Below are 22,529 nucleotides of genomic sequence, written 5' to 3'. Positions count from 1 at the left end.
TGAGCGAGGCCGCACCGGACGCCGCGGACGCGGCGCCGTCGGCGACCTGCGAGGCGCCGCTGGAGACGGACGCCGCGCCGCTGGCGACCTGTGCGGCGCCGGCGGCGAGCTGGTCGACCTGCCCGACGGCCGACTGGACGGTCGTGTTCGCCGCGGTCACCCGTTCGCCCAGCGCGTCCACCTGCGCCATGATCGCCGTGACCTGGTCGGCGTCCAGTCCCTGCGCGACCAGCGCCGACTCGATGTCGGAGCGCGCCTGCGGCAACGCGTCGACGACCGACTGGGCAGCCGTGCCGGCCTGATCGGCGTAGCCGTCGAGGGTGGCCGTCCCGGCGGCGACCTGGGCGGCGCCGGAGGCGACCTGGGCCGCGCCGGAGGCGACCTGCGACGCAACGGAGGACAGTGTGGCGGTCCCGTCCGCGAGCGTGGCGGCGCCGGAGGCGACCTGGGCCGCGCCGTCGGCGAGCTGCGTGGCGCCGTCGACCGCGCTGGCTGCGCCGTCCGCGAGCTGCGAGGCTGCGTCCGCCGCATCGACCAGGTTCGAGCGCACGGTCGCGAGACCGTCGAGCAGCTGCAGGGCGGCCTGCTGTCCCACCGTCTCGGCCACCGAGGCGCGGATCTTCTCGATCGCCTGCGCGCCGATCGTCGAGGCGAGGTAGTTGTTGGCGTCGTTGGTCGCCAGCTCGAGCGTGGCCTGGTGCGGGTCGTCGCCCGACGCCGAGACCAGCGCGGCGGAGAAATCGGCCGGGATGGTCACGGCGAAGTCGACCGAGCCGTTCGCCAGCGCCGTCGCCGCGGCGTCCGCGTCCATGCGCTGCCAGTCGAACGCGCCCGCCTCGACGAGGTTCGAGGCGACCTGGTCGCCGTAGTCGGTCTCGGTGCCGTCGACCGTCGCGCCCTCGTCGGCGACCACGAGCGCGACCGGCACCTGGTCGAGCCGGCCGTACGGGTCCTGGTTGGCCCAGAGGTAGAGGCCGCCGTAGATCACCGGCACGCACATCAGCGCGATCAGCGCGATCAGCGACATGCGCGTCGACGTGAGCCGGCGCAGCTCGGCCATCAGCATCGCGGGGACCTTCATCGGGCGACCTCCGTGTCGGTGTCGACGTCCATCTCGGCGGATGCCGGGTCCGCGCGTGCGGCGGATGCCGGGATCGCACGCTCGGACAGGACCGTGCCGGCGGCCTCGCCGGCGACGGCGAGCACGCCGTAGCCCCGGTCGGCGAACTGCTCGCACAGCTCCCACCACACGTGCGGACTGCCTCCGTGACGGTCGGGCGAGACGAGCACGAGCGCCTCGACGCCCGCGCGCAGCACGGCGAGCTCGAGCAGCAGCCGGATGCGGTCCGGCGGCGCGACATCGGCGAACGGCGTGCGCGCCTGGTCGTCCAGGTCGTTCTCGCGCAGCCACGTGCGCACGGCGATCGGGCTCGCGGTGCGCCCGGCGAACATGAGCTCCTCGGCGACGACGCCGTACGCCGACACGTTCGGGGCGGGGTCGTTGACCTCGGGCGCGTCGACGAGGGCGACCCGTCGGCGCAGGGACGCGGCATCCTCGACGCCGTCGATGAGCACGCGCCCGGTGTCGGGGCGCATGCGGCCGGCGGCGATGAGGCCGAGCACGGCCGGGCGCTGCTCGGTCTCGGTGACGGCGAGGCGGGCGCCGGCGCCGTAGGAGAGGGAGGTCTCGGGCAGGGCGAGGCCGTGACGGCCCTTCGAGACGTGCTGCAGGTCGATGCGCATCAGTGCTCCGTGGGGGTGGGGACGCCGGTCCGGTCCGGGTCGTCGGTCAGCTCGGGATGCTGGGCGATGAGGTCCGTGGCCTGCTGCCACGACAGGCCCGCGACGCCGAGCACGGCGGCGACCGCGGTGCGGCCGGCATCGGCATCCAGCCGGGTGATCGCCATGCGTGCCGTCTCCTCGATGAGACGGGTGAGGTCGGGTGCCGGGATGTCGGTGCGCAGCGTCCCGGCGGCCTGGCCGGCGGCGACGATGCCGGCCAGGCGCCGGCGCACCGGTGCGAGCGCGGCCGCGGTCTCGGCGACGTGCGCGTCGTCGAGGGCCAACGCGGCGACCACCTGCACCTGGGCGGCGGCGGTCCAGAGGCGGTGCGTGAGACCGGCGAGGGCCAGCGGCGCGTCGGTGTCGTCGATGCCGGCGGCGAGGTCGTTGAAGCGGCCGGTGCCGGTGCGGATGAGCTCCGCGACGAGGGCGTCGCGGTCGGGGAAGTGCCCGTACAGCGCGCGGCGCGACAGGCCGGCCGCGCGCGCGATGGTGTCCATGGATGCACGCGGATCGCGGGCGACGACGCCGCGGGCCGCGTCGAGCAGGGCCGCGCGGTTGGCGACGGCGTCCTTGCGCGGGGACGTCTGGGTGCTCACGCGCCGAGTCTACGCTTAAGTTGCACATGCGTGTGCAACTTTCTGCTGCCGTCCCTTTCCTGGTTCGCCGCGAGACCGCACCCTGGCGCCGAGACAGTGGTACGAGCCCACGGTCTCGGCGTGTGGATGCGGTCTCGCGGGAGAGGCGGCGCGCCCGGGTCAGTCGGTGCCGGCGTCGAACGCGGAGGCCTCGTTGGCGGCATCCGTCGCCCCCGCCAGCTCGGCCTCGGCGATCGTGTGCGGCTCCGCGGGCTCGGTGATCTCCTCGGCGACCCCGCGCTCCAGGCGGCCGACGAGGGCGCCGGTCGGTCCGCCGATCAGACCCAGGCCCGCGTACTGCTCGAGACGGGTCCGCGAGTCGGCGATGTCGAGGTTGCGCATCGTGAGCTGACCGATGCGGTCTGTGGGGCCGAAGGCGGCATCCCCCACACGCTCCATCGAGAGCTTCTCGGGGCTGTACGACATGACCGGCGCGGTCGTGTCCAGGATGCTGTAGTCCTCGCCGCGGCGCAGGCGCAGCGTGACGGTGCCGGTGATGGTCGATCCCACCCATTTCTGGATCGACTCGCGCAGCATCAGCGACTGCGGCTCGAGCCAGCGTCCCTCGTACATGAGACGGCCGAGGCGGCGGCCCTGCTCGTGGTAGGTCGCGAGCGTGTCCTCGTTGAGGATCGCGTTCACGAGCCGTTCGTACGCGATGAACAGCAGCGCCATGCCCGGGGCCTCGTAGATGCCGCGAGACTTCGCCTCGATGATGCGGTTCTCGATCTGGTCGCTCATGCCCAGGCCGTGGCGGCCGCCGATGCGGTTCGCCTCGAAGACGAGGGCCACCGGGTCGTCGTAGGGGATGCCGCCCAGCGCCACCGGCCGGCCCGCCTCGAACGCGACCGTGACATCCTCGGCGGCGATCTCCACCGCCGGGTCCCAGAAGGCGACGCCCATGATCGGCTCGACGGTCTCGAGCGACACGTCGAGGTGCTCGAGCGTCTTGGCCTCGTGGGTCGCGCCCCAGATGTTGGCATCGGTCGAGTAGGCCTTCTCGGCGGAGTCGCGGTAGGGGAAGCCGTGCGCGACGAGCCACTCGCTCATCTCCGCGCGTCCCCCCAGCTCGCGCACGAAGTCGGCGTCCAGCCACGGCTTGTAGATGCGCAGCGCCGGATTGGCCAGCAGCCCGTAGCGGTAGAACCGCTCGATGTCGTTGCCCTTGTAGGTGGAGCCGTCGCCCCAGATGTCGACGCCGTCCTCCTTCATGGCGCGCACGAGCAGCGTGCCGGTGACGGCGCGGCCGAGCGGCGTGGTGTTGAAGTAGGTGCGGCCGCCGCTGCGGATGTGGAACGCGCCGCACGACAGCGCGACGAATCCCTCCTCGACGAGTGCCGTCTTGCAGTCGACCAGTCGCGAGACCTCGGCGCCGTATTCGAGGGCGCGGCCGGGGATCGCATCGATGTCGTCCTCGTCGGGCTGGCCCAGGTCGCCCGTGTACGTGCAGGGGATCGCGCCCTTGTCGCGCATCCACGCGACCGCGACGGAGGTGTCAAGGCCCCCGGAGAAGGCGATGCCGACGCGCTCGCCGACGGGCAGGGACTCGAGGACCTTCGACATGGTCCTCAATCCTACCGAGGGGTGTCGGGCGCCCTGACAGAGGCGACGCCCTACGCCCGGCGCAGGGGCGCGCCGGCGAGATCCTCGGCGCTCGTGGCGGCCACCGCCGTGGCGCGGTGACCACGACTGCCGGGTATCTGCGGGGATGGCGACCACGAGTGTCGGGAATTTGAGGGATGGCGACGCCCCCGAGGGGCCGCCGGGAGCCGCCGGATAGGATGGGGTGTACCCGTCCGACAACGGAGAGTGAGCCCATGCCAGGCATCGTGATCGTCGGCGTCCAGTGGGGCGACGAGGGCAAGGGCAAAGCGACCGACCTGCTCGGCGATCGCACCGACTGGGTCGTCAAGTTCAACGGTGGCAACAACGCCGGCCACACCGTGGTCATCGGCGACGAGAAGTACGCGCTGCACCTGCTGCCCTCGGGCATCCTGTCCCCCGGCGTGAACGCCGTCATCGGCAACGGCGTCGTCGTCGACCTGGAGGTGCTGTTCGCCGAGCTCGAGGCGTTGAGCGCGCGCGGCGTCGACACCTCGCGTCTGCGCATCAGCGCCAACGCGCACGTGATCACCTCGTACCACCGCACCCTCGACAAGGTCACCGAGCGCTTCCTCGGCAAACGGCAGATCGGCACGACCGGCCGCGGCATCGGCCCGGCCTACGCCGACAAGATCAACCGCGTCGGCATCCGCATGCAGGATCTGTTCGACGAGAACATCCTGCGGCAGAAGGTCGAGGGCGCCCTCGACCAGAAGAACCACCTGCTCGTGAAGGTCTACAACCGGCGTGCCGTCACCGCCGACGAGGTCGTCGAGGACCTGCTCTCGTACGTCGAGCGCCTCCGCCCCCTGGTGTGCGACACCGCGCTACTGCTGGACCAGGCGCTGGACGCCGGGGACGTCGTCGTGTTCGAGGGGGGCCAGGCCACGATGCTCGACATCGACCACGGCACCTACCCGTTCGTCACGAGCTCGTCGGCGACCGCGGGGGGAGCGGCGACCGGCTCGGGCGTCGGCCCGAACCGCCTGGACCGCATCGTCGGCATCGTGAAGGCGTACTCGACCCGGGTCGGGTCGGGACCGTTCCCCACCGAGCTGTTCGACGAGCAGGGGGAATGGCTGCGCTCGCGCGGCTTCGAGTTCGGCACCACGACCGGCCGGCCGCGCCGCGTCGGCTGGTACGACGCCCCGGTCGCCCGCTACGCGACCCGCATCAACGGCATCACCGACCTGGTGCTCACCAAGCTCGACATCCTCACCGGCCTCGACCGCATCCCGGTGTGCGTCGCCTACGACGTCGACGGTCGCCGCTTCGACGAGATGCCGGTCAACCAGAGCGACTTCCACCACGCCACCCCGATCTACGAGTACTTCCCGGGCTGGGGGGAGGACATCTCCGGAGCCCGCCGCTTCGAGGACCTGCCGCAGACCGCGCAGGACTACGTGCTGACCCTCGAGCGGATGAGCGGGACGCGCATCTCGGTCATCGGGGTCGGACCCGCACGTGACGCCGTGATCGTGCGCCACGACCTCGTCGACTGATGCGCTTCTGGGTCGGTGGCTACACCGCGGACATGGACGGTGCGGCCGCCGGCGTCGGCGAGCTGCGGGCAGGAGCCGTCGACGTGCCGCACGGCTTCGCCGGCGGGCCGCTCGGCTTCGCGGGCACGGTCGCCGTCACCGACGGGTCTCCGTCCTGGCTGGCGCCGCATCCCTCGCTCGAGGTGGTGTACGCCGCGCTCGAGGGCGCGGGTGCCGTCCAGGCGTTCCGGCGCATCGGCGAGGCCTCGTTCGAGCCGCTGGGCGCGCCGGCCCCGGCGGGCGAACTGGTGTGCCACGTCGCGGTCGCACCGGACGGCGGATCCCTCGTCGCGTCGTGCTGGGGCGACGGCCGGGTCGTGCGGATGAGGCTGGACGCCGACGGCCGGCCCGGTGTCCCCCAGCTCGCGCCGGCGGCCACCGATCCGTATGCCGAAGACGGCATGGGCCCTGACGCCGGGTCTTCCGCCGCCGCGGACCTCGATCTCGCGGCGGCGGCACGAGCGCTGCGCGCGGCCGCCGGCGAGGAGTACGCGCACCTCGTGCCCGTGGCCGACGACGAGCCCGAGCCGGCGGGCGAGGCGTCGACCGACGAACGCGTCTCCCGCGCGCATCAGGCTCTGTTCCTGCCCGGCGGCGGCGTCGCCACCACCGACATGGGATTCGACCAGGTGCGCTTCTGGCGGCCGGCGTCCGACGGCCTGCGCGCCGGCGGCCGGGTCGTGCTGCCGCGCGGCAGCGGCCCGCGGCACATGCGCTGGCACCCGAGCGGGCACCTCTACGTCGTGACCGAGCTCTCGCGCGAGGTCTTCGTGCTGCGCCCCGACGAGCGCGGTGACTGGCATCTCGTGTCGTCTGCGTCCCTCTCGCCGGCGCTGCTCGACGACGACCTCGCGGCCGAGATCGCGCTGTCGCGGGACGCGACGTTCGTGGTGGCCGGCGTCCGGGGCAGCAACACGATCGCGACGCTGCGCGTGACGGGCGAGGGCGATCGGCTCTCGCCCGTCGCCCTCGCCGACAGCGGAGTGGACTGGCCGCGCCATCACGTCGTGCTGCGGGACACGGTGCTCGTCGCGGGTCAGCGCTCCGACGAGGTCGCCTCGCTGACGCTCGACGAGCGCACCGGCGCGCCCGGCCGCATCCGTCACCGCACGATCGTGCCGTCGCCGACCTGCCTGCTGCCGGCGCGCTGACCTCGTCGGCACTGCCCCTGGGCCGTTCGCGGCTGCACTCCCACGACCGCATCGCTTTCATGCGATCGCGTGTCATAGCTGGCGTCCGGTTACACGAAATCGCAGTGGAGGCGGGAACGAGGATGCCGTCGCCGCGTGCGGTGCGTCAATGCCCCGGTTCGAGCTTCGCGTCCTGCCGGGGGACGATGACCTGCTTGATGATCAGCAGGATCGAGGCGGTCACCGGGATCGCGACGAGCGCACCGAGCAGACCCAGCAGGGTGCCGCCGACCAGGGCGCCGATCACGACGAGCGCGCCGGGGATGGAGATCGCCCGGTTCATCACCCGCGGCGTGAGCACGTATGCCTCGACCTGCATGTACACGAGGTAGGCGGCGGCGAAGATCAGTGCCGCGAGCGGGCTGGAGAACAGGGCGAGCGCCGAGCCGATCACCCAGAACATCACCGTTCCGACGAGCGGGATCAGGGTGATGCAGAACGCCACGACGGCCATCAGCAGCGGGAACGGCAGTCCGAGGAACAGATAGAGCAGGCCGGCGAACAGCGAGTTGAAGAAGGCCAGGATGACCATCCCCATCAGGTAGCCGCCGATGGACTCGGTGATCTGCTCGGTCAGGTCGCTCACGCGGGGCCGGCCGTACGCCGGCACGAGACGGTAGAACGCCTGCTTGATGGTGGGCAGGGTCGCGAGGAAGTAGAGGCTGAGCACCAGGATGATGATGACGCCGGAGATGCCGGTCACGATCGTGATGCCCACCTTCAGCACGCCCCCGCCGATCGTGGCGATGTTGCTCGGGGTGGTCAGGAACTGCTGCACCTGCGTGAGGACGTCGCCGACCGACGCGCCGAAGGTGTCGTGCAGCCAGTTGTAGAGGTCGCTCTGCTGGAAGTCGGAGATCAGCGTCGGCAGGCTGGTGACGAACTGGGTCACCTGGCTGACCGCGGTCGGGATGATGAGCATCAGGACGCCGACGAGCACGAGCGCGAACCCGAAGTAGACGATGACGATGCTCCACGCGCGAGACACTCTGTGGCGCTCCAGCATCCGCACGACGGGGTCGAGCCCCAGCGCGGCGAAGAGCGCGAAGACCACGTAGATGATCACGGTCGAGAGGTTGGAGATCGCGAGGCCGACCACGAACGCGGCGAGCCCGCCGAGGGTCACGAAGAACCCGACGCCGAAGGGAGAGTGCAGCGCACGCCACTGCAACGGCGCGGACGGGGGTGTCACAGGGGCCGGCCTGGCGGCATCGGGCTCGCTCATGCTCTCACTCTAGGGGCGGCGACCGGTCGCGCATCGATGCGCACGGTAGTGTCGAGGGGCCGTGAGGAGGACCGCCATGACCGACCAGGACCCGAGGCAGACACTGCTCGACCTGCGCGCCAGCATCGACAACATCGACGCCGCCCTCGTCTACATGCTCGCGGAGCGCTTCCGGCGCACGAAGCAGGTCGGCATCCTCAAGGCCGAGCACGCCATGCCGGCATCCGACCCGGCCCGGGAGGAGCAGCAGGTCGCGCGGCTGCGCGCGCTGGCCGAGCAGGCGGACCTCGATCCCGAGTTCGCCGAGAAGTGGTTCAACTTCGTGGTGGCAGAGGTCATCCGGCACCACACCGCCGCGGCCGACGGCCGTTGACGCGTGCTCAGTTGAACAGCAGCGCGAGCACCGTCGCCCCGCCGCCGACGAGCACCAGGGCGATGATGACGACCCAGGCCACCAGCCTCATGCGCGCCTGGCGCCGGTTCCGGAAGCCGTCGTACTCGTCGTCGCTCATCGTCAGTCCTCCGTGACGGTCGGCCCGAAGGCCGCGGGCAGGGTGCTGCGGCTGAGCTCGCGCAGCTCGGTCAGCGGCACCGTGAACAGGCCCTGCACCTCGAGGGCGGGCTCGTCGCCGTCGGCGGCGCTGTCGGTGACGCCGATGCGCAGGACCGGGTAGTCGCGGCCCGCGCACAGGCCGCGGAACTTGACGTCCTCCTCCCGCGGGACCGAGACGATCACGCGGCCGGTCGACTCCGAGAACAGCGCGGATGCGGCATCCACCCCGTCGCGCTCGATGATCTCGGTCAGCCAGACGCGGGCGCCGACGCCGAAGCGCAGGACGCCCTCGGCGAGCGCCTGGCCGAGGCCGCCCTCGCTCAGGTCGTGGGCGCTGGAGATGAGCCCCTGGTCGCTCCCGGCGCGCAGCAGCTCGGCCAGCCGCTTCTCCGCGGCGAGGTCGACGGCGGGCGGGAGCCCGCCGAGGTGGTCGTGCACGACCTGCGCCCAGGCGGATCCGCTGAGTTCGTTCGCGGTGACGCCGAGGAGGTAGAGGTTCTCGCCCGGGTCCTGCCACCCCGACGGGATGCGGCGGGCGACGTCGTCGATGATGCCCAGGACGCCGACGACCGGCGTGGGGTGGATCGGGGTGTCCCCGGTCTGGTTGTAGAAGCTGACGTTGCCGCCGGTGACGGGGATGCCGAGCTCGAGGCAGCCGTCGGACAGGCCCTCGACGGCCTGCGAGAACTGCCACATTACCTCCGGGTTCTCCGGGCTGCCGAAGTTCAGGCAGTCGGTGACCGCGGTCGGGGTGGCGCCGGTGACGGCGACGTTGCGGTAGGCCTCGGCGAGGGCGAGCTTGGCGCCGTGGTAGGGGTCGAGCTGGCAGAAGCGCCCGTTGCAGTCGGTGGCGATCGCGAAGCCCAGGCCGGAGCCCTCGTCGGCGCGGACCATGCCCGCGTCGTCGGGGAAGCTGAGAGCGGTGTTGCCCAGCACGTAGTAGTCGTACTGGTTGGTCACCCAGCTGGTGTCGGCGAGGTTCGGGCTCGCGAGCAGGGCCGTGAACTGCGCGCGCAGCGTCTCGGCGTCCGTCGGGCGGGCCAGCGCCGCGGCGGAGTCCTGCTGCAGGGCGTCGATCCATGCCGGGTAGGCCACCGGGCGCTCGTACACCGGGCCGTCGACGGCGACCGTGGTGGGGTCGACGTCCACGATCTGCTCGCCGTGCCAGAAGATCTGCAGGCGGCCGTCGCCGGTGACCTCGCCGAGCACGCTCGTCTCGACGTCCCACCTGCGCACGACGGCGAGGAACGCGTCGAGCTTGTCGGGCGCGACCACGGCCATCATGCGCTCCTGGCTCTCGCTCATGAGGATCTCCTCCGGCGTGAGCGAGGGGTCGCGCAGCAGCACCCGCTCGAGGTCGACGCGCATGCCGGAGCCGCCGTTGGCCGCCAGCTCGCTGGTCGCGCACGAGATGCCGGCGGCGCCGAGGTCCTGGATCGCCTCGACCAGGTCGAGACGGTAGAGCTCGAGGCAGCACTCGATGAGCACCTTCTCGGCGAAGGGGTCGCCGACCTGCACCGCGGGGCGCTTGGTGGGGCCGTCCTCGGTGAACGTGTCGGAGGCGAGGATGCTGGCGCCACCGATGCCGTCGCCGCCGGTGCGGGCGCCGAACAGCACGACCTTGTTGCCGGCGCCGCTCGCGTTCGCGAGCTTGAGGTCCTCGTGGCGCAGGACGCCGACCGCGAGCGCGTTGACGAGCGGGTTGCCCTGGTAGACCGCGTCGAACACGGTCTCTCCGCCGATGTTGGGAAGGCCCAGGCAGTTTCCGTAGAAGGAGATGCCGGCGGTGACGCCGTGCACGACCCGCGCGGTGTCGGGGTGGTCGATGGCGCCGAAGCGCAGCTGGTCCATCACGGCGACGGGACGTGCGCCCATCGAGATGATGTCGCGGACGATGCCGCCGACGCCGGTCGCGGCGCCCTGGAACGGCTCCACGTAGCTCGGGTGGTTGTGGGACTCGACCTTGAAGGTCACCGCCCAGCCCTCGCCGATGTCGACGACCCCGGCGTTCTGGCCCATGCCGACCATGAGGCGCGTCCTCATCTCGTCGCTGACCTTCTGGCCGAACTGGCGCAGGTAGGCCTTGCTCGACTTGTAGGAGCAGTGCTCGCTCCACATCACCGAGTACATCGCCAGCTCGCCGCTGGTGGGGCGCCGGCCGAGGATGCCCTTGATCTGCTCGTATTCGCCGGCGGTCAGGCCCAGCGCGTCGTACGGTTGTTCCCGCTCCGGGGTCGCGACGGCGTTCTCGATGGTGTCGGCGACCTTCACGGCGCCTTCTGCGGGGGTGGTCACGCGGCTGAACTCCAAGAATCGCGGATGCCGGACGGCATCCAGTCTACGCGGGCGCGCCGCTCCGCCCGCGGGCGTCGCTCGACGTCAGGCGCGTCGCTCGTCCTCGGGCGCAAAACACAGGACGACGGTGATCGCGTGCTCGGTCGCTTGCGGGATCCCGAGGCTCCCCGGCCGGCGTGCGACGACATGTCCTGAGTTCTGCTCGTGGCCGGGGCCGGCTCAGCGGTCGGGATCGCCTCCGGCCGCGATGCGCGGAGTCTCCTCCCCAGCCGCATCGGCGACGACGTTGTCCACAGATGGGGAGGATGCCGCGATGCGGCCGATGCGGGCGAGGCACCGTGGCCGGCATGAACACGCCGATCACCTCCCCGACGCTCAGCGACGACGAAGGCCTCGTTCGCCACTTCGCTCCCCTCCTGGGCCCGGCGCTTCGCCGCCGGCTGTGGCTCTTCTTCCTCGACGAGGAGCATCGACCGGTCGGGCCCGCGATACCCACCGACGACTACCCGCGCGACCCGCATCTGCCGGTGATGACAGACGACCTGGGCACGCTCACGGCGGCCGAGCTGTACGGTGCCCGCTTCGGTCAGGTCATGCGCGAATGCGACGTGGCCCGGGTCGTGGTGATCTGGGAGCGGCGCGGCGGGCGCCGGCTCGATCGAACGACCCGCGAGTGGGCGCGCGCGTTCGGTGAGGCGTTGCGCGAGCGGGGTGGACGCGTGCGTGCGCAGCTGCTGTTGCACGACGGCGGTCTGTGCGTGATCGCGCCGGACGATCTGGCGTGACCCGGCCGCTCGACATCCACCTCGTGTCGGGAACGCGGTGCGATGACACTGGATGTCACGTAGTGCGCGAGGTTTCGGGTGGTTCGGGTCGACCTTGTCATGACACTTTCCTGGCGTTGGCGGCTGCCCTTCTGGCGCAGTGCTCTTGTCGCGCACCAGAGCATCCGCGCGTCATCATTCGGAAGGATCGTCCTCTTCATCCTCGTTAGGTTCCAGCGACTGCCGCTTGGTTGGCTTTGCGTTGTCGTCGAACAGGCGCTGCATTAGGAGGATGGGGTCCTCGTTGCGCAGTTCTGGGTGCTCCTCGAGAACACGGTCGACTCCTGCGCTCACCTCCTCCGGCGAGAGCTCTCTCATTGCTTGAGCGAGTTCTTGGGTAGCGGGATCGTCAACGATCTGAGCGTTGGCCAGCTCGCGCCACTTCTCGGCGCTGATCTCCTGGTGGAGTTTCCCGGCGACTCCGTGCGCAACGGCGTCGAAGAATAGTTGGTACCACTGGTCGCTGGTCAATGAGGGATCCGTCTCGACGATGTCGTCCCCAGGGTCGCTGGTCTCGACAGCTCCAGGCTTGGCGAGAGCGACGGTATCGGGGGAACTGTCTCGGGCCGGGGCATTTGCTGCGGCCGTTGCTCGACGGTCGGCTAGATACTGCTTGAACTTTGGGACACCGTGCTTGATGGCGGCTTCACCGCCTGCAATTGCCGCCGCGACGGCAAGGTCGAGGAGGAAATCGGCATACCGGCTGTGCATGAACTTTGTCATCTTGCTCGGGATCTCGTGCAAGACAACCTGGCTCGAGACGCCGTCGCGACCGTGCACCAACGGGCTGGACGCGCCCAGAATCTTCTTGGATGGAGTGAGCTCGGCACCTGCCGGTATCTCGACCAGCATCTTCTTCATGATCGGCTTCGCGTTCTGCGCCTCATTCCCCATGTCGTCACACTACCGACGCATGGATGGCGGGTTGGGGCTCGGGTTGTCGTCACGCTTTCCGGCGGGTTGAGCCGTAGAGGACGTCGCTCGGACGAGCGACGTTTACTACGCAGCGATCTGGCGCTCGATGAAGGCGGCCATTCCTGGCACTGTGAAAGCGATGACCCCGTGCTCGGGCGCGTAGATGAGGCCTTTGCTGATGAGTGACGCGCGCGTGGGGCCGAGGCTCGCGAGAGTGCGTGACATTCGTGTGGCGACTTCACCGGATGAGCTGCCACTGTCGCCATCGGGAGCCATGGCGCGCAGGTATGCCTGTTCGGATCGGGTGGCCCGGTCCCATCGGGCGCGGAAGAATCCGTTGTCGAGCTGATTGTTGCCCTGGGCGACGCCAAGCCTCGCGTCGTCGGCCTCGATCCGAGGTCCCGTTGCGACGTTCCACGTTTCCTGGCCGAACTGTTGCAGGAAGTAGGGATATCTCCCCGACGCTTCCACGACGACATCGACGGCCTCGTCACTCCACTCAGCATCTTCGAGTGCAGCGGGAATGGTGAGGGCCTGGGCCACGACCTCGGTGTCGAGCTGCCTGATATGTGTGTACTGAAACCGCTCCGCGTAGGAACGCGCTTCGGCGAGGATGCGGGGCAGGCTCGGCAGGCCAGCAAACGCGAGGAGCACGGGCCAGTTGTCCTGCGCGGCCGCGTGGGCGATCGTGCACAGCGTGGCGAGCTCCGCGTCCTGGAGGTCTTGAGCCTCGTCGATGAGTATCGCCAGCCCGGTGCCCTCTTCGTTGGCGGCGTCAGAGAGATCGTGGATGAGCTTCTTCAGATCGGTTTCCAGAATGCCGGTGTCGGCGCCACCTCCGGATGCTCCGGACAGGTCGACTCCGAAAGTCCACGTGCCGGAGAGATCGTAAGACGCCTTGAAGCTCAGCGCCGTCTTCAGACTTTTCAGCAGTCGTCGTCCCGCACTCGGGCGGGCCAGATCCACCAGCGGAGCGTAGAGCGCTTCCCCGAGAAGCTCCCGCAGAGCCTTCCCGGTGCCCGCCTCGATCTGAGCGACGATCCATTCTTTGCGGGCCGCGTTTCGGCGGAACTCCGACAGCAGAACTGTCTTCCCCACTCCACGAAGGCCGTAGAGCACGAAGGGCTGATCGGTGCGTCCGATCTGAGCTCGCTCCAGCGAGGTCGACCACCCGCGCAACGCATCGTCTCGTCCGACCAGCGCTGCCGGCTTGCGGCCGGCGCCGGGAGAGTAGGGATTACGGATGGGGTCCATGTCCCGAGCCCTTCTACAAAAGTGTAGCCAAGTATAGCTATTCTCTATACGCGCATACACTCTTGTATAAAGCAACGCAGAGTCGCGTCGCTAAGCAGGGTGCGCAATGCGCGGGATCGTCTCAACGACCGCTCGTCTCGAGACCGCGTAGTCCGAAACGGACCTTCTCCACTCAACTGACGGGAAGTGGTTGCGGTGTTCTCGCAGGCCGTTGCGAGAACACCGGCACTGCTACTTCTTGCGCTGGGACAGCGCGCTAGCAGCGATGCTCTTGGTCCGGTTCGACGAACGACCGTCGCTGAGGGCCTTCGAGGCCTTCGACGCGACTGCCTTGCTCGTGACGCGATTCTGCGACTTAGCCATGCGGCATACTCCTTCCCCACCCACGTGCGGTACGGTCAGGAGTCCACTGACCAAGTGACTCCGTGCCCTCTCGAACGACCTCGAGGGGGCACGACCGGTATCGGGAGCTTGCAAACCCGTGGGTGCGAGCGGCAAGGTTCAGGCCGGCTGCCTGGACGTGTTGGTGGAGGTGCATTCGTCGTCGTCCCGATCACAGTGCGAGCGAGGCGTACGAGCCTTCGAAGAGTTTGATGGGACCGTCCGCGGCGGTGAGCTGCAAGCAGAACAGGCGCCAGTAGAGCTGCCAGAGCTGATCGTGCGGCGCGAGGTAGGTGACAATCAAGCCGAGCTTGGCTGCCGCCTCGTGGGAGATCATCTGACCGTGGGAGTGCCACTTCTTGGTATCGCTGAGCTCCTTGGCGATCCTGGTCGCTTCCTCCTCGTCCTTCACCATCGCGGTCGCAAGTAGCGCCTCTGCGATCGAACGAGAACGGGTTGTGATCCGCTCGAGCTTTCGGACAGTTGCCGGATCCATCTTGGACAACATGAGACGCGCCACCGGATCATCGGGATCGTTCTTCAGATTCGTGGCGTGCAGGTTGAAGGCGTCGAGGTAGCTCTGAGCCGAGAGCGTGTGCGGATGTCCGTTGACGTTGGGCATGCTGATCTGGGGGTCGATCACACCCAACTCGGAGGAATCAGACATGACTATCGCGTCAGCGCCGAGAGCCAGGAGGGTGGCGGCGCTCTTCGCGTAGTCCGGAACGATGACACGGACCCGTGCCGTACCAGCACGCTTGCGGATCAGAGCGATGAGCTTCTCCGCCGCGTCGATGCTGCCTCCGGGCGAATGCAGCAAGAGGTCGATCGCTGAGCCTGGCACCACGTTGTGCAGAAGGTCGACCATTGCGATCACATCGTGGCGGTCGATCTCCGACGAGGGAGCTACGTAGCAGATTAGTGTGGTGGCGGTGATCTGCTCGATCTGCTTGATCACCGACTGACGGAAGTACCGCGCGGCGTGCATCGCCTCGTAAAGAGGAGTCTTCGAGGGGATCCTTGGTGCGGGCGTGGGTTGTGGCGCTGGAACGGGTGTGGGGACGAATGTCGGCGGGACGTCGCCGTCCGGCGGGGTGGGGTCTGAGTCTTCGGTGGCAGTCATGCGCGGTTCCTTTCTTCGACCCATCGGATGCGGCCGTCGCGCACGATGTAATGGCAGTGCCCCGCGTGGCTGTGTTCGTTGACGCTGGGGATCAGGGTGATCGGGTAGTCGTTGGTGATGCGCCATCGAGGGTAGTGGCTGCTGTCGAGATTCAGCATGACCCGGTGGCCGTGTCCGCACGGGCAGTCGAACACCAGCCATTTCTGGTGTGCCTGCGTTCCGACGATCACCGCATGGCGTGCAGGAATGATGTCGGGGATGTCGCTTGCGGACTCGGTTCGCAGATCTGCCTTCCACCTGCGCCAGTAGCGGAGCCGCCTCAGGACACCCAATTCAGCCCCAGGAACATGTCACGATCGGTCCCGACGCGTCGGGTGGACGGGTCGCAGTAATGACCTGGGCGGGGGTCTTGGGCGTTCGCTCGTACAGCACGGTCGTGGATGTAAAGGATGACTTCGGTCGGGCTCGGGGTCTCGCCGTATCCGACGAGCCGCTCGAGAAACTCGCTGACCGCTGTCGCTGCCACCGCCGTGGTAAATGCCACCACGGCGGGTTCCACGCCGGGAAGAGCGGGCGCGTATCCCTCCTTCTCCAGCCGCTGCTGCTCGTCCCCCGCGCGCATTTCTGCGTCCGCGAGGCTTAGGTCGATTCGATCTCGGCAGGTGAGACAGGCCGCACCAGGGTAGAGCGTGGTGACGCGGCCGAAAATCCCCGAGATGATGCCGTCGTCGTCCGCATGGATCTGGATGCCGCAGTCGACGAGTGGTGTGAGGTAGTAGGAAGGGAGGCGGGATAGGCGCAGCCGGCCTGCGTTGTCGTCGGTGCACCCGAACACGACATCCGCGCGGAGCAGCGCCCGAGCGACGTGCTCGGTCGTGACGGTGCCTTGGATCCGTTCCACATGGACGCCGTCGGCAATGCGTTGCAGGTGGTCGCCGAGGACGTCGACCTTCGCTCGCCCGACATCCGCCGGGGTCGAGCCGTAGACGCGGGTGGTGTTGGAGGAGGACAGCGTGTCCGGGTCGATAAGGATGAAGGACCTGACTCCGAGTCGGCACAGTTGCTCGGCCGTAACGGAGCCCGTGCCACCGGCTCCGACGACGGCGACCGTGAGCTGACTAATCGTGTTCTGGATGCCGTCGCCGAAGGCGCGGATGTTCCGGTCGAAGAGGTCCGGCGCGCCCGTGGCGGCGGTGCCGTAGCTGCTGCGGAACAGCCACCGTTCACCGAGCGCGGAGAGCAGTTCGATGGGTCCGCTGGCTGGCCCGGTGAGCGCGCCGGTGAAGGTGAGCGCGCCGTCGGCGTGGCTGACGATCAGGTACCCATACTGGTCAGTCTCGGTGCGGTCTCCGAAGAGTCCCTCGAGCTGGTTGTTGACGAGTCGGTCGTGTCGGCTGGGGAGCGGGATGGCGTGGTTCCCGGGGTGCGAGTGCACCCAGATCGCCACGGCCCCCTGCTCCCGTGCGGTCTTGAGGGCGTGCACGTATCCGTCGGACGTGATCTGCAGGGATTGGTCAGCGCGGACCTCGTACGCGTCATCCGGTACCTCGATGAGGTCCGCGCCGAGCAGGACGGTAGCGGTGCTCCCGGTGGGGACGAGGTGGGCGATGAGGACAGCGCCGGTCTCGACCGGCCCTGTCGCCATCGCTAGTAGCCGGTCGTGGAGTGCCTCGGTGACTCGGAGCGCGATGGTCATGCGGCGGCGCTACTCAGTTCGTTGCGGAGCAAGCGCACGTAGCTCTCCAGCCCGTCGATCCCGGATCGCCACGCGGCCGGGTCAAGATGGCGGGACCAACGCTGCCAGCTACGCTGGTCGATCGTCTCGATGACCTCGGTCGCGGGGATCTGCCCACCACCGACTGGAGTCAGGTGCGGAATGATCCACCACATGTCCGGCGGGGTGTCAGGATAACTCGGCGACAGCCGGAACAACACGCTGGCGTGACGCGCGTTGAGGCCAGCCGGGAGAGGAAAGTCGAGGAGCTCGACGTTCAGCATCCCGCCCTCCTCGAACACGCGATGCGGGATGCCCGCGCGTTCGAGGAAGGCGGCGTCCGGTTCGGGCAGCTTCACGGCCGCGCACCCGGGTTGATACGGCCCGGGGCGGTGAAGAACCGCATCCCGTCCTTGAGACGGACGATGTCCTCGTCCTGCACCTTGACGTCGCGCTTGTCCGGAACGTCCCGCCACAGGTCACGGTCCGCGGCGACGTCCGGGCTGGGAAGCGCGCGCAGCTCAGCGCCCGTCATCTTCCGCTGGAACACCTCGTACTCGACACGGTCGATGCGGATCGTGATGCCGTCGATCTCGGTGAAGAACCGCATCCCGTCGGCCAGGTCGATGCTCCCCTCGTTGTCGAGGATCTCGTCCTGCGCGTCGTCGATGTCGAGCCAGATGTCTCGGCCCGCCGGCACAGGTGGCTCGGGAAGCTGACGCAGCTTCGTGACCGGTGTGAGGCCGGGCTTGATCTTGTACGGCTGCTTGTCGATGTGGATGGTGATCTTCGCTGCGCGAGATTCAGGGGTTGTGCTCAAGGTGTCCTCCTCGGACGCTCGGGAACTTCGCGAGATACCACGGTATCACACAACCAAGGTGACTTGCACGCTACCCTAGGTGGTGGCATGATAGGGGAATGTCGGAACAGAAAGCTATGACCATCCGCCTCTCGGTCGAGCAGGCCGAGCAACTCGAAACCGTTGCCAGTGTCGAGAACCGACCCATCTCGGACGTGATCCGAGCCGCGATCTCCACCCACATCGATACCGTGAGCAAGACCGACGAGTTCCAGGAAGGCCTTCGCGAGCGAATCCAGCGCGCTCAAGGCCTACTTCGCTGAGATTGTGTAGGTGAAAGGCTCTGGTGCAGACCCGGGCGCCTTTACCCACCCACTCGGATGGGCAGTACCCGGGCAGCTTGGTTCGGGCCATCGATTCCTTTCGACGCGAACTCACCCGCATAGTCGTGTCCGCGCTCCTCGATAGTGTTCCGTCGTGGGCCACAAAGAACCGATGACCATTGCGACAGCACTGAAGCTGATCCAGAAGAACGAGTTGATCCTGCCGGCGATCCAGCGTGAGTACGTGTGGAAGCCGTCGCAGGTGATCAAGATCTTCGACTCGGTGCTCCGCGGGTATCCGGTCGGCAGCTTTCTCTCGTGGAAGGTCCTGCCCGAAACGGTCGGTGCGTTCAAGTTCTACGGGTTCATGAGGGACTACAGCGGATACGACAAGAAGCACAACCCTGTCGTCGACATCCCGACCGACCGCGAGGTGATCGCTGTCCTCGACGGCCAGCAGCGCCTGACGTCGCTGAACATTGGGCTCAGGGGCACGTACGCGTATCGAAATCCGCGTGCATGGGCCAACAAGGCCTGGTCATATCCGGAGCGGCGGCTCTATCTCAACCTCCTCGGCGAAGCGCCCGAGAACGAGGCTGGTCTGAAGTATCACCTCTCGTTCCTCACCAAGGAGCAGATCGAGCAGGCGGCCGATGACGACACCAAGAAGTGGTTCCCGATCAGTGACATCTTCGAGGCGGGCGAGGCGTTTCAGATGGCGCAGATCCCCGTGAAGTACGGGGTCGGAAACGAAGCCAAGGCCGTGGAGATGATCAGCCTCCTGTGGCAAGAGGTTCACCACAACCAGAGCCTCCACTTCTACGAGGAGACCGACCAGGACATCGAGCGAGTCCTCGACATCTTCGTTCGTGTGAACTCGGGCGGGACCGTTCTCTCCTACAGCGATCTGCTGATGTCGATCGCCACAGCCCAGTGGAAGGAGAAGGATGCTCGCGCCGCCGTTCACGACCTCGTTGACGCCCTGAACACGACTGGGCAGGGGTTCGACTTCTCCCAAGACACTGTTCTGAAGTCGGGTCTCGTCCTCGCCGACGTCGGGGACGTCGGCTTCAAGGTCAAGAACTTCACGACTGCCAACATGGCGACGCTGGAGTCCAAGTGGGACGAGATCAGTACGTCGCTGCGCATCGCAGCCGAGTTGCTCGCCGACTTCGGGCTCTCGGGCGGTACCTTGACGGCGGACAGCGTGCTCATTCCCGTTGCCTATTACGTGCACCGCCGCGGGCTGCCGCCGACGTACCGCGTGTCAGACAAGAAGCACGATCGTGAGGATCGCGCAGCGCTCCGATCTTGGGTACTCCGGTCTCTCATCGCTCGCGGAGTGTGGGGTTCTGGCTTGGACACCCTCCTGCGTGACCTGCGCGAGATCATCCGGTTGGAGGGCGAGGACAAGTTCCCCCTCGCCTCGATCGAGCGCGCAATGGCCCGTCGTGGCAAGTCGCTCGATGTCAACGACGCCCTCATTGAGGACATCCTCGGGCTCTCTTATGGAGGTGGTCGTACGTGGGCCGTCTTGGCCACGCTCTTCGACCACGTCGATACGCGGATGCAGTACCACGTAGATCACATCTTCCCGAAGGCCCAGCTCGATCCGAGGGCCCTTCGGGCTTTGAAGAATGGCGACGGAACCCGTCGCCTCAGCAACGCCGCCGTCGACGATCTCGTCGGCAAGCGGGACCTCCTCCCGAATCTGGAACTGCTTCCCGGTCCCGAAAACGTCGGCAAGTCCGACGCGGCGCCGGACACGTGGGTCGTTGACCACTATCCCGGAGCAGATGAGTATGCAGCGTTCCTCAAAGCCAACGCACTGCCACCCACATTGCCGCACGACGTTGACGGATTCCTCGCCTTCTACGATTCGCGTCGCGACTCCCTCGTCGCACGCATAAAGGACAAGCTGCAGACCCAGAGTGGCGTTGCTTCCGTCGCAGCGCTTCCGGTCGACATTGATGCCGAACTCGGGGAAGGCGACCTCGAGGACTAATCGAGGTTGTCAGTACGCGATTCCGTGCATCCGGAAGATCGCTTCGACGCTTTCGCCGGCGTCGAGAGCGGAACGCACGACGCCGCGTGTCGCGGTGTCGTGGATCGAGAGGAGTAACGTCTTCCCTTCGATCTGAGTGATCGGCCAGATCGCGCGATAGGCGGCCGCGTGGTCATCGGCGTAGTCGAGATAGCCGCGCAGCTTGTCCGACCAGTCTTCGAGTTGGATGCCGTGGGGATCGATGATCGCCGGCTGGATGCTGCCGCCCACCTCGTGGAAGGTGACAAAGTCAGGGAACAGTCGTGCCCACGATCCTGTTCCGCTGTCGCGGTAGGGGATGCAGAGGGCGCGATCGCCACCTGTTGGGTTTCGGTACCAAGCCACCAGGGTCGGCTCGTCGAGCTCAGCGCCCAGGACCTTGCGTTCGAGCCCGTCGGTCGCGGACGGCTTCTTCCAATAGTGACCATCTGCGTCTTGGTAGACGTGCTTCGGCCAGCGGTTCGCCTGGTCATCGCGGATGTTGGCGCGGAGTTGGTCGTCTGACGAGTCGGGTTCCATCCGAATCGAGACGGCATCCTCGATCGTGCCATCGACGATGATGCCCGGGCGCTGTGCCGGCTCCCTTGCTTCGGCCTGGATCCGTGCGTAGCGCGACCGGTCAGCCTCCGGGAGAAGTGAGATCGCCTTGGCGTGATGCTTGAACCAGTCAGCCACGAGCGATCCGGCGGCAGCCTCGACGTTGTCCACCACGTGCTCCGTCAACGCAAGAGCAGCGACCGTGATCTTCGCCTCAATCGGGTCCTCGTCCGGATCCTTCTCCACGAGGTACGCCCAATATGACTCGGCTGTACCGTCTTTGAGCGCACGACTTGCTCGCTTGAAGACATCGTCGATGTTCTTGGCATCGAGGCGGGTTCCCGTCACGATCCGCTCCCCATCGATCACGGACCCGTCGATCGACGTCAGCAGCTCGAACACCGATGCACTCGAGACGGCCTCTCGTTTTGGCTCGAGCTCGCCAGATGCGGTGAGCTTTCCCGCCTCGTCATCGAGCTTCCCGTTGAGGAATGCCGCTGCGTGGGAGGCCGCACTCGGACGGATGCCATCGTTCTCGAGAAGCGTTGCCAGCGCATGGAGGCGCCGCACGTCCGGCGTGGAGGACTGGGACGGAACCACATAGGTGGGCAGTCCGGCGAGCACCTTGAGTGCAGCTTCCATCCCGCTTGGTGCGCCGTAGTCGAGGGTCAGACGTACGATCTCGGCGGTCGCGCCCGCCTCCCCTCCCGCGAACTGGCCGACGACCTGCATGACGGTGTTGCGGTCGAATCGCGGAAGGTACGCCTGGACTCGGTTTAGCGATTCATCAGACGCAATCCGCCTGGCGAGCGGCTGACGGACGATCCGGCCGATGAGCTGAGCGATCGGGGTGTAATCGACCGACGCGCGGAGCGAGACGAGCACTTCCGCGCGAGGGCAGTCCCAGCCGGTGGTGATCGCATTCTTCGCCAGCACGACGCGCACGTGGGTTGCGTCCTGGATGTCCTGCGGGGGCATGTAGCGCACGGCTCGATGCGGTCCGAGATCGATTGGCGCACGTTCCGCGAAGGTGTGGACGATGTTTGACGCGACGAGCCCGGGCCACTCCTGGGTGATGGCATCGATTACCGCTCGCACGAGCTCGAGGAACTCGTCGTCGTCGGAACGTTGATCGGGGAGCTGAACAACGAGTGCAGGCTTCACCGCGGCTTCGCCCTGTTGCTGGGCGTACGCCTCCCAACGCTGCTCGAACTCGAGTGTCTTCTGCACTGCCAGTCGAACGAAGGTCGTGTCCGCGGTGACTTCGCCCTGCACAGCTGCCGGCGCGAGCACAATCCGGTCCTTGACGAGCCCGGAGTCACGGACCTTCTCGATCGGAACGACATAGTTCTTGCGAAACCGGTTCTGCTGCTCGAGGGCTTTGTTCAGCCGCTGTGCGGTGGCCGAGATCCCGACGAACACGGGGATGGGGGGCTCGCCGTTGATGATCTTGTTCACGACGGTCGGAGAGCCACCCGGCTTCTCCGTCACTCCGTAGTGCGCCTCGTCGACGACCACGAGGAAACGGCTCCCGCGCAATCGCACGGTGTTGGCGATGGTTTCCCAGATCGTGTAGCGCTGGTTGTCGGACCGTTTGGTGATGCGAGCGGATGTTGAGGCGGCCTGCGTGTTGAGGAAGTAGATAGCGCCTGCTTCGAAGTAGGGTCTGCTGAACGTATAGGTGACAACTGATCTGTGGTGCCGAGAGGTGCCGCTGGGAGGATGTCATCATGCCCAAGCCCTATCCCCGCGAGTTCCGTGAGGACGTCGTCGCGGTTGCTCGTGATCG

The 22,529-nt window shown here is 67.6% G+C and carries 22 protein-coding genes; 6 read left to right on the top strand and 16 right to left on the bottom strand.

Annotated features, from left to right (window positions below):
- The 4 genes from QM626_RS11695 to argG form a co-directional block, all read right to left on the bottom strand.
- Positions 1–1,081: YhgE/Pip family protein (locus tag QM626_RS11695; protein WP_415077124.1), on the bottom strand; the 1,081-nt coding region annotated here is incomplete at its 3' end.
- Entirely contained in the window at positions 1,078–1,743 is a 666-nt protein-coding gene (locus tag QM626_RS11690; RefSeq protein WP_415077123.1) for a hypothetical protein, read from the bottom strand. The genes QM626_RS11690 and QM626_RS11695, both read right to left, overlap by 4 nt.
- A complete protein-coding gene (locus tag QM626_RS11685) occupies positions 1,743–2,381 on the bottom strand; it encodes a TetR/AcrR family transcriptional regulator (protein ID WP_415077122.1) in 639 nt (212 codons plus the stop codon). The genes QM626_RS11690 and QM626_RS11685 overlap by 1 nt, the downstream gene beginning before the upstream one ends.
- Before the next feature lie 159 nt (positions 2,382–2,540).
- Positions 2,541–3,983: an argininosuccinate synthase gene (gene argG / locus QM626_RS11680; protein ID WP_415077121.1), complete on the bottom strand. Its 1,443-nt coding sequence runs from the start codon at positions 3,981–3,983 to the stop codon at positions 2,541–2,543.
- A gap of 254 nt (positions 3,984–4,237) precedes the next feature.
- Between argG and QM626_RS11675 the strand changes: the two genes are divergently transcribed.
- Positions 4,238–5,524: an adenylosuccinate synthase gene (locus QM626_RS11675; protein WP_415077120.1), complete on the top strand. Its 1,287-nt coding sequence runs from the start codon at positions 4,238–4,240 to the stop codon at positions 5,522–5,524.
- Entirely contained in the window at positions 5,524–6,714 is a 1,191-nt protein-coding gene (locus QM626_RS11670; protein ID WP_415077119.1) for a lactonase family protein, read from the top strand. The genes QM626_RS11675 and QM626_RS11670 overlap by 1 nt, the downstream gene beginning before the upstream one ends.
- Before the next feature lie 145 nt (positions 6,715–6,859).
- Here QM626_RS11670 and QM626_RS11665 read toward each other — a convergent pair whose 3' ends face one another.
- Positions 6,860–7,978 carry an AI-2E family transporter gene (locus QM626_RS11665; RefSeq protein WP_415077118.1) on the bottom strand — a complete coding sequence of 373 codons (1,119 nt, stop codon included), beginning with the start codon at positions 7,976–7,978 and terminating at the stop codon, positions 6,860–6,862.
- 76 nt (positions 7,979–8,054) lie between these two features.
- Here QM626_RS11665 and QM626_RS11660 point away from each other — a divergent pair, with 76 nt between their 5' ends.
- Positions 8,055–8,351: a chorismate mutase gene (locus tag QM626_RS11660; protein WP_415077117.1), complete on the top strand. Its 297-nt coding sequence runs from the start codon at positions 8,055–8,057 to the stop codon at positions 8,349–8,351.
- A gap of 7 nt (positions 8,352–8,358) precedes the next feature.
- Here the strand turns inward: QM626_RS11660 and QM626_RS11655 are convergent, their stop codons facing one another.
- Both QM626_RS11655 and purL read right to left on the bottom strand, forming a co-directional pair.
- Positions 8,359–8,490, bottom strand: a complete 132-nt coding sequence (locus tag QM626_RS11655) for a hypothetical protein (protein WP_415077116.1) — start codon at positions 8,488–8,490, stop codon at positions 8,359–8,361.
- Positions 8,491–8,492: 2 nt separating this feature from the next.
- Positions 8,493–10,826, bottom strand: a complete 2,334-nt coding sequence (gene purL / locus QM626_RS11650; RefSeq protein WP_415077115.1) for a phosphoribosylformylglycinamidine synthase subunit PurL — start codon at positions 10,824–10,826, stop codon at positions 8,493–8,495.
- A gap of 347 nt (positions 10,827–11,173) precedes the next feature.
- On the opposite strand from purL, the gene QM626_RS11645 reads away from it, so the two are divergent.
- Complete coding sequence (locus QM626_RS11645; RefSeq protein WP_415077114.1) at positions 11,174–11,611, top strand: hypothetical protein; 438 nt, start codon at positions 11,174–11,176, stop codon at positions 11,609–11,611.
- Positions 11,612–11,785: 174 nt separating this feature from the next.
- Here QM626_RS11645 and QM626_RS11640 read toward each other — a convergent pair whose 3' ends face one another.
- From QM626_RS11640 to QM626_RS11605, 8 genes are all read right to left on the bottom strand, one after another.
- Complete coding sequence (locus QM626_RS11640; protein WP_415077113.1) at positions 11,786–12,544, bottom strand: hypothetical protein; 759 nt, start codon at positions 12,542–12,544, stop codon at positions 11,786–11,788.
- A gap of 105 nt (positions 12,545–12,649) precedes the next feature.
- Entirely contained in the window at positions 12,650–13,819 is a 1,170-nt protein-coding gene (locus tag QM626_RS11635; RefSeq protein WP_415077112.1) for an ATP-binding protein, read from the bottom strand.
- A 231-nt stretch (positions 13,820–14,050) separates the two neighbouring features.
- Positions 14,051–14,182 (bottom strand): hypothetical protein, encoded by a 132-nt coding sequence (locus tag QM626_RS11630; protein WP_415077111.1) that lies wholly within the window; start codon positions 14,180–14,182, stop codon positions 14,051–14,053.
- Between the two features lie 190 nt (positions 14,183–14,372).
- Entirely contained in the window at positions 14,373–15,323 is a 951-nt protein-coding gene (locus QM626_RS11625) for an SDH family Clp fold serine proteinase (protein WP_415077110.1), read from the bottom strand.
- Positions 15,320–15,553, bottom strand: coding sequence for a DUF6527 family protein (locus QM626_RS11620; RefSeq protein ID WP_415077109.1), 234 nt, complete (start codon positions 15,551–15,553; stop codon positions 15,320–15,322). Before QM626_RS11620 ends, QM626_RS11625 begins: the two co-directional genes overlap by 4 nt.
- A gap of 89 nt (positions 15,554–15,642) precedes the next feature.
- Entirely contained in the window at positions 15,643–17,019 is a 1,377-nt protein-coding gene (locus QM626_RS11615; protein ID WP_415077108.1) for a ThiF family adenylyltransferase, read from the bottom strand.
- On the bottom strand, positions 17,016–17,396 hold the full coding sequence (locus tag QM626_RS11610; RefSeq protein WP_415077107.1) for an E2/UBC family protein: 381 nt from the start codon (positions 17,394–17,396) through the stop codon (positions 17,016–17,018). Before QM626_RS11610 ends, QM626_RS11615 begins: the two co-directional genes overlap by 4 nt.
- Positions 17,393–17,857: a multiubiquitin domain-containing protein gene (locus QM626_RS11605; RefSeq protein ID WP_415077106.1), complete on the bottom strand. Its 465-nt coding sequence runs from the start codon at positions 17,855–17,857 to the stop codon at positions 17,393–17,395. Before QM626_RS11605 ends, QM626_RS11610 begins: the two co-directional genes overlap by 4 nt.
- A gap of 98 nt (positions 17,858–17,955) precedes the next feature.
- On the opposite strand from QM626_RS11605, the gene QM626_RS11600 reads away from it, so the two are divergent.
- Entirely contained in the window at positions 17,956–18,159 is a 204-nt protein-coding gene (locus QM626_RS11600) for a ribbon-helix-helix protein, CopG family (RefSeq protein ID WP_415077105.1), read from the top strand.
- A 172-nt stretch (positions 18,160–18,331) separates the two neighbouring features.
- Positions 18,332–20,164, top strand: coding sequence for a DUF262 domain-containing protein (locus QM626_RS11595; RefSeq protein WP_415077104.1), 1,833 nt, complete (start codon positions 18,332–18,334; stop codon positions 20,162–20,164).
- A gap of 9 nt (positions 20,165–20,173) precedes the next feature.
- Here QM626_RS11595 and QM626_RS11590 read toward each other — a convergent pair whose 3' ends face one another.
- Entirely contained in the window at positions 20,174–22,258 is a 2,085-nt protein-coding gene (locus QM626_RS11590) for a hypothetical protein (RefSeq protein ID WP_415077103.1), read from the bottom strand.
- Positions 22,259–22,529: the final 271 nt, after the last annotated feature.

Source organism: Microbacterium sp. (genome assembly GCF_047606385.1).
In the GTDB taxonomy this organism is placed as follows: Bacteria; Actinomycetota; Actinomycetes; order Actinomycetales; family Microbacteriaceae; genus Microbacterium.
This window is presented reverse-complemented; position numbering and strand designations above follow the sequence as displayed.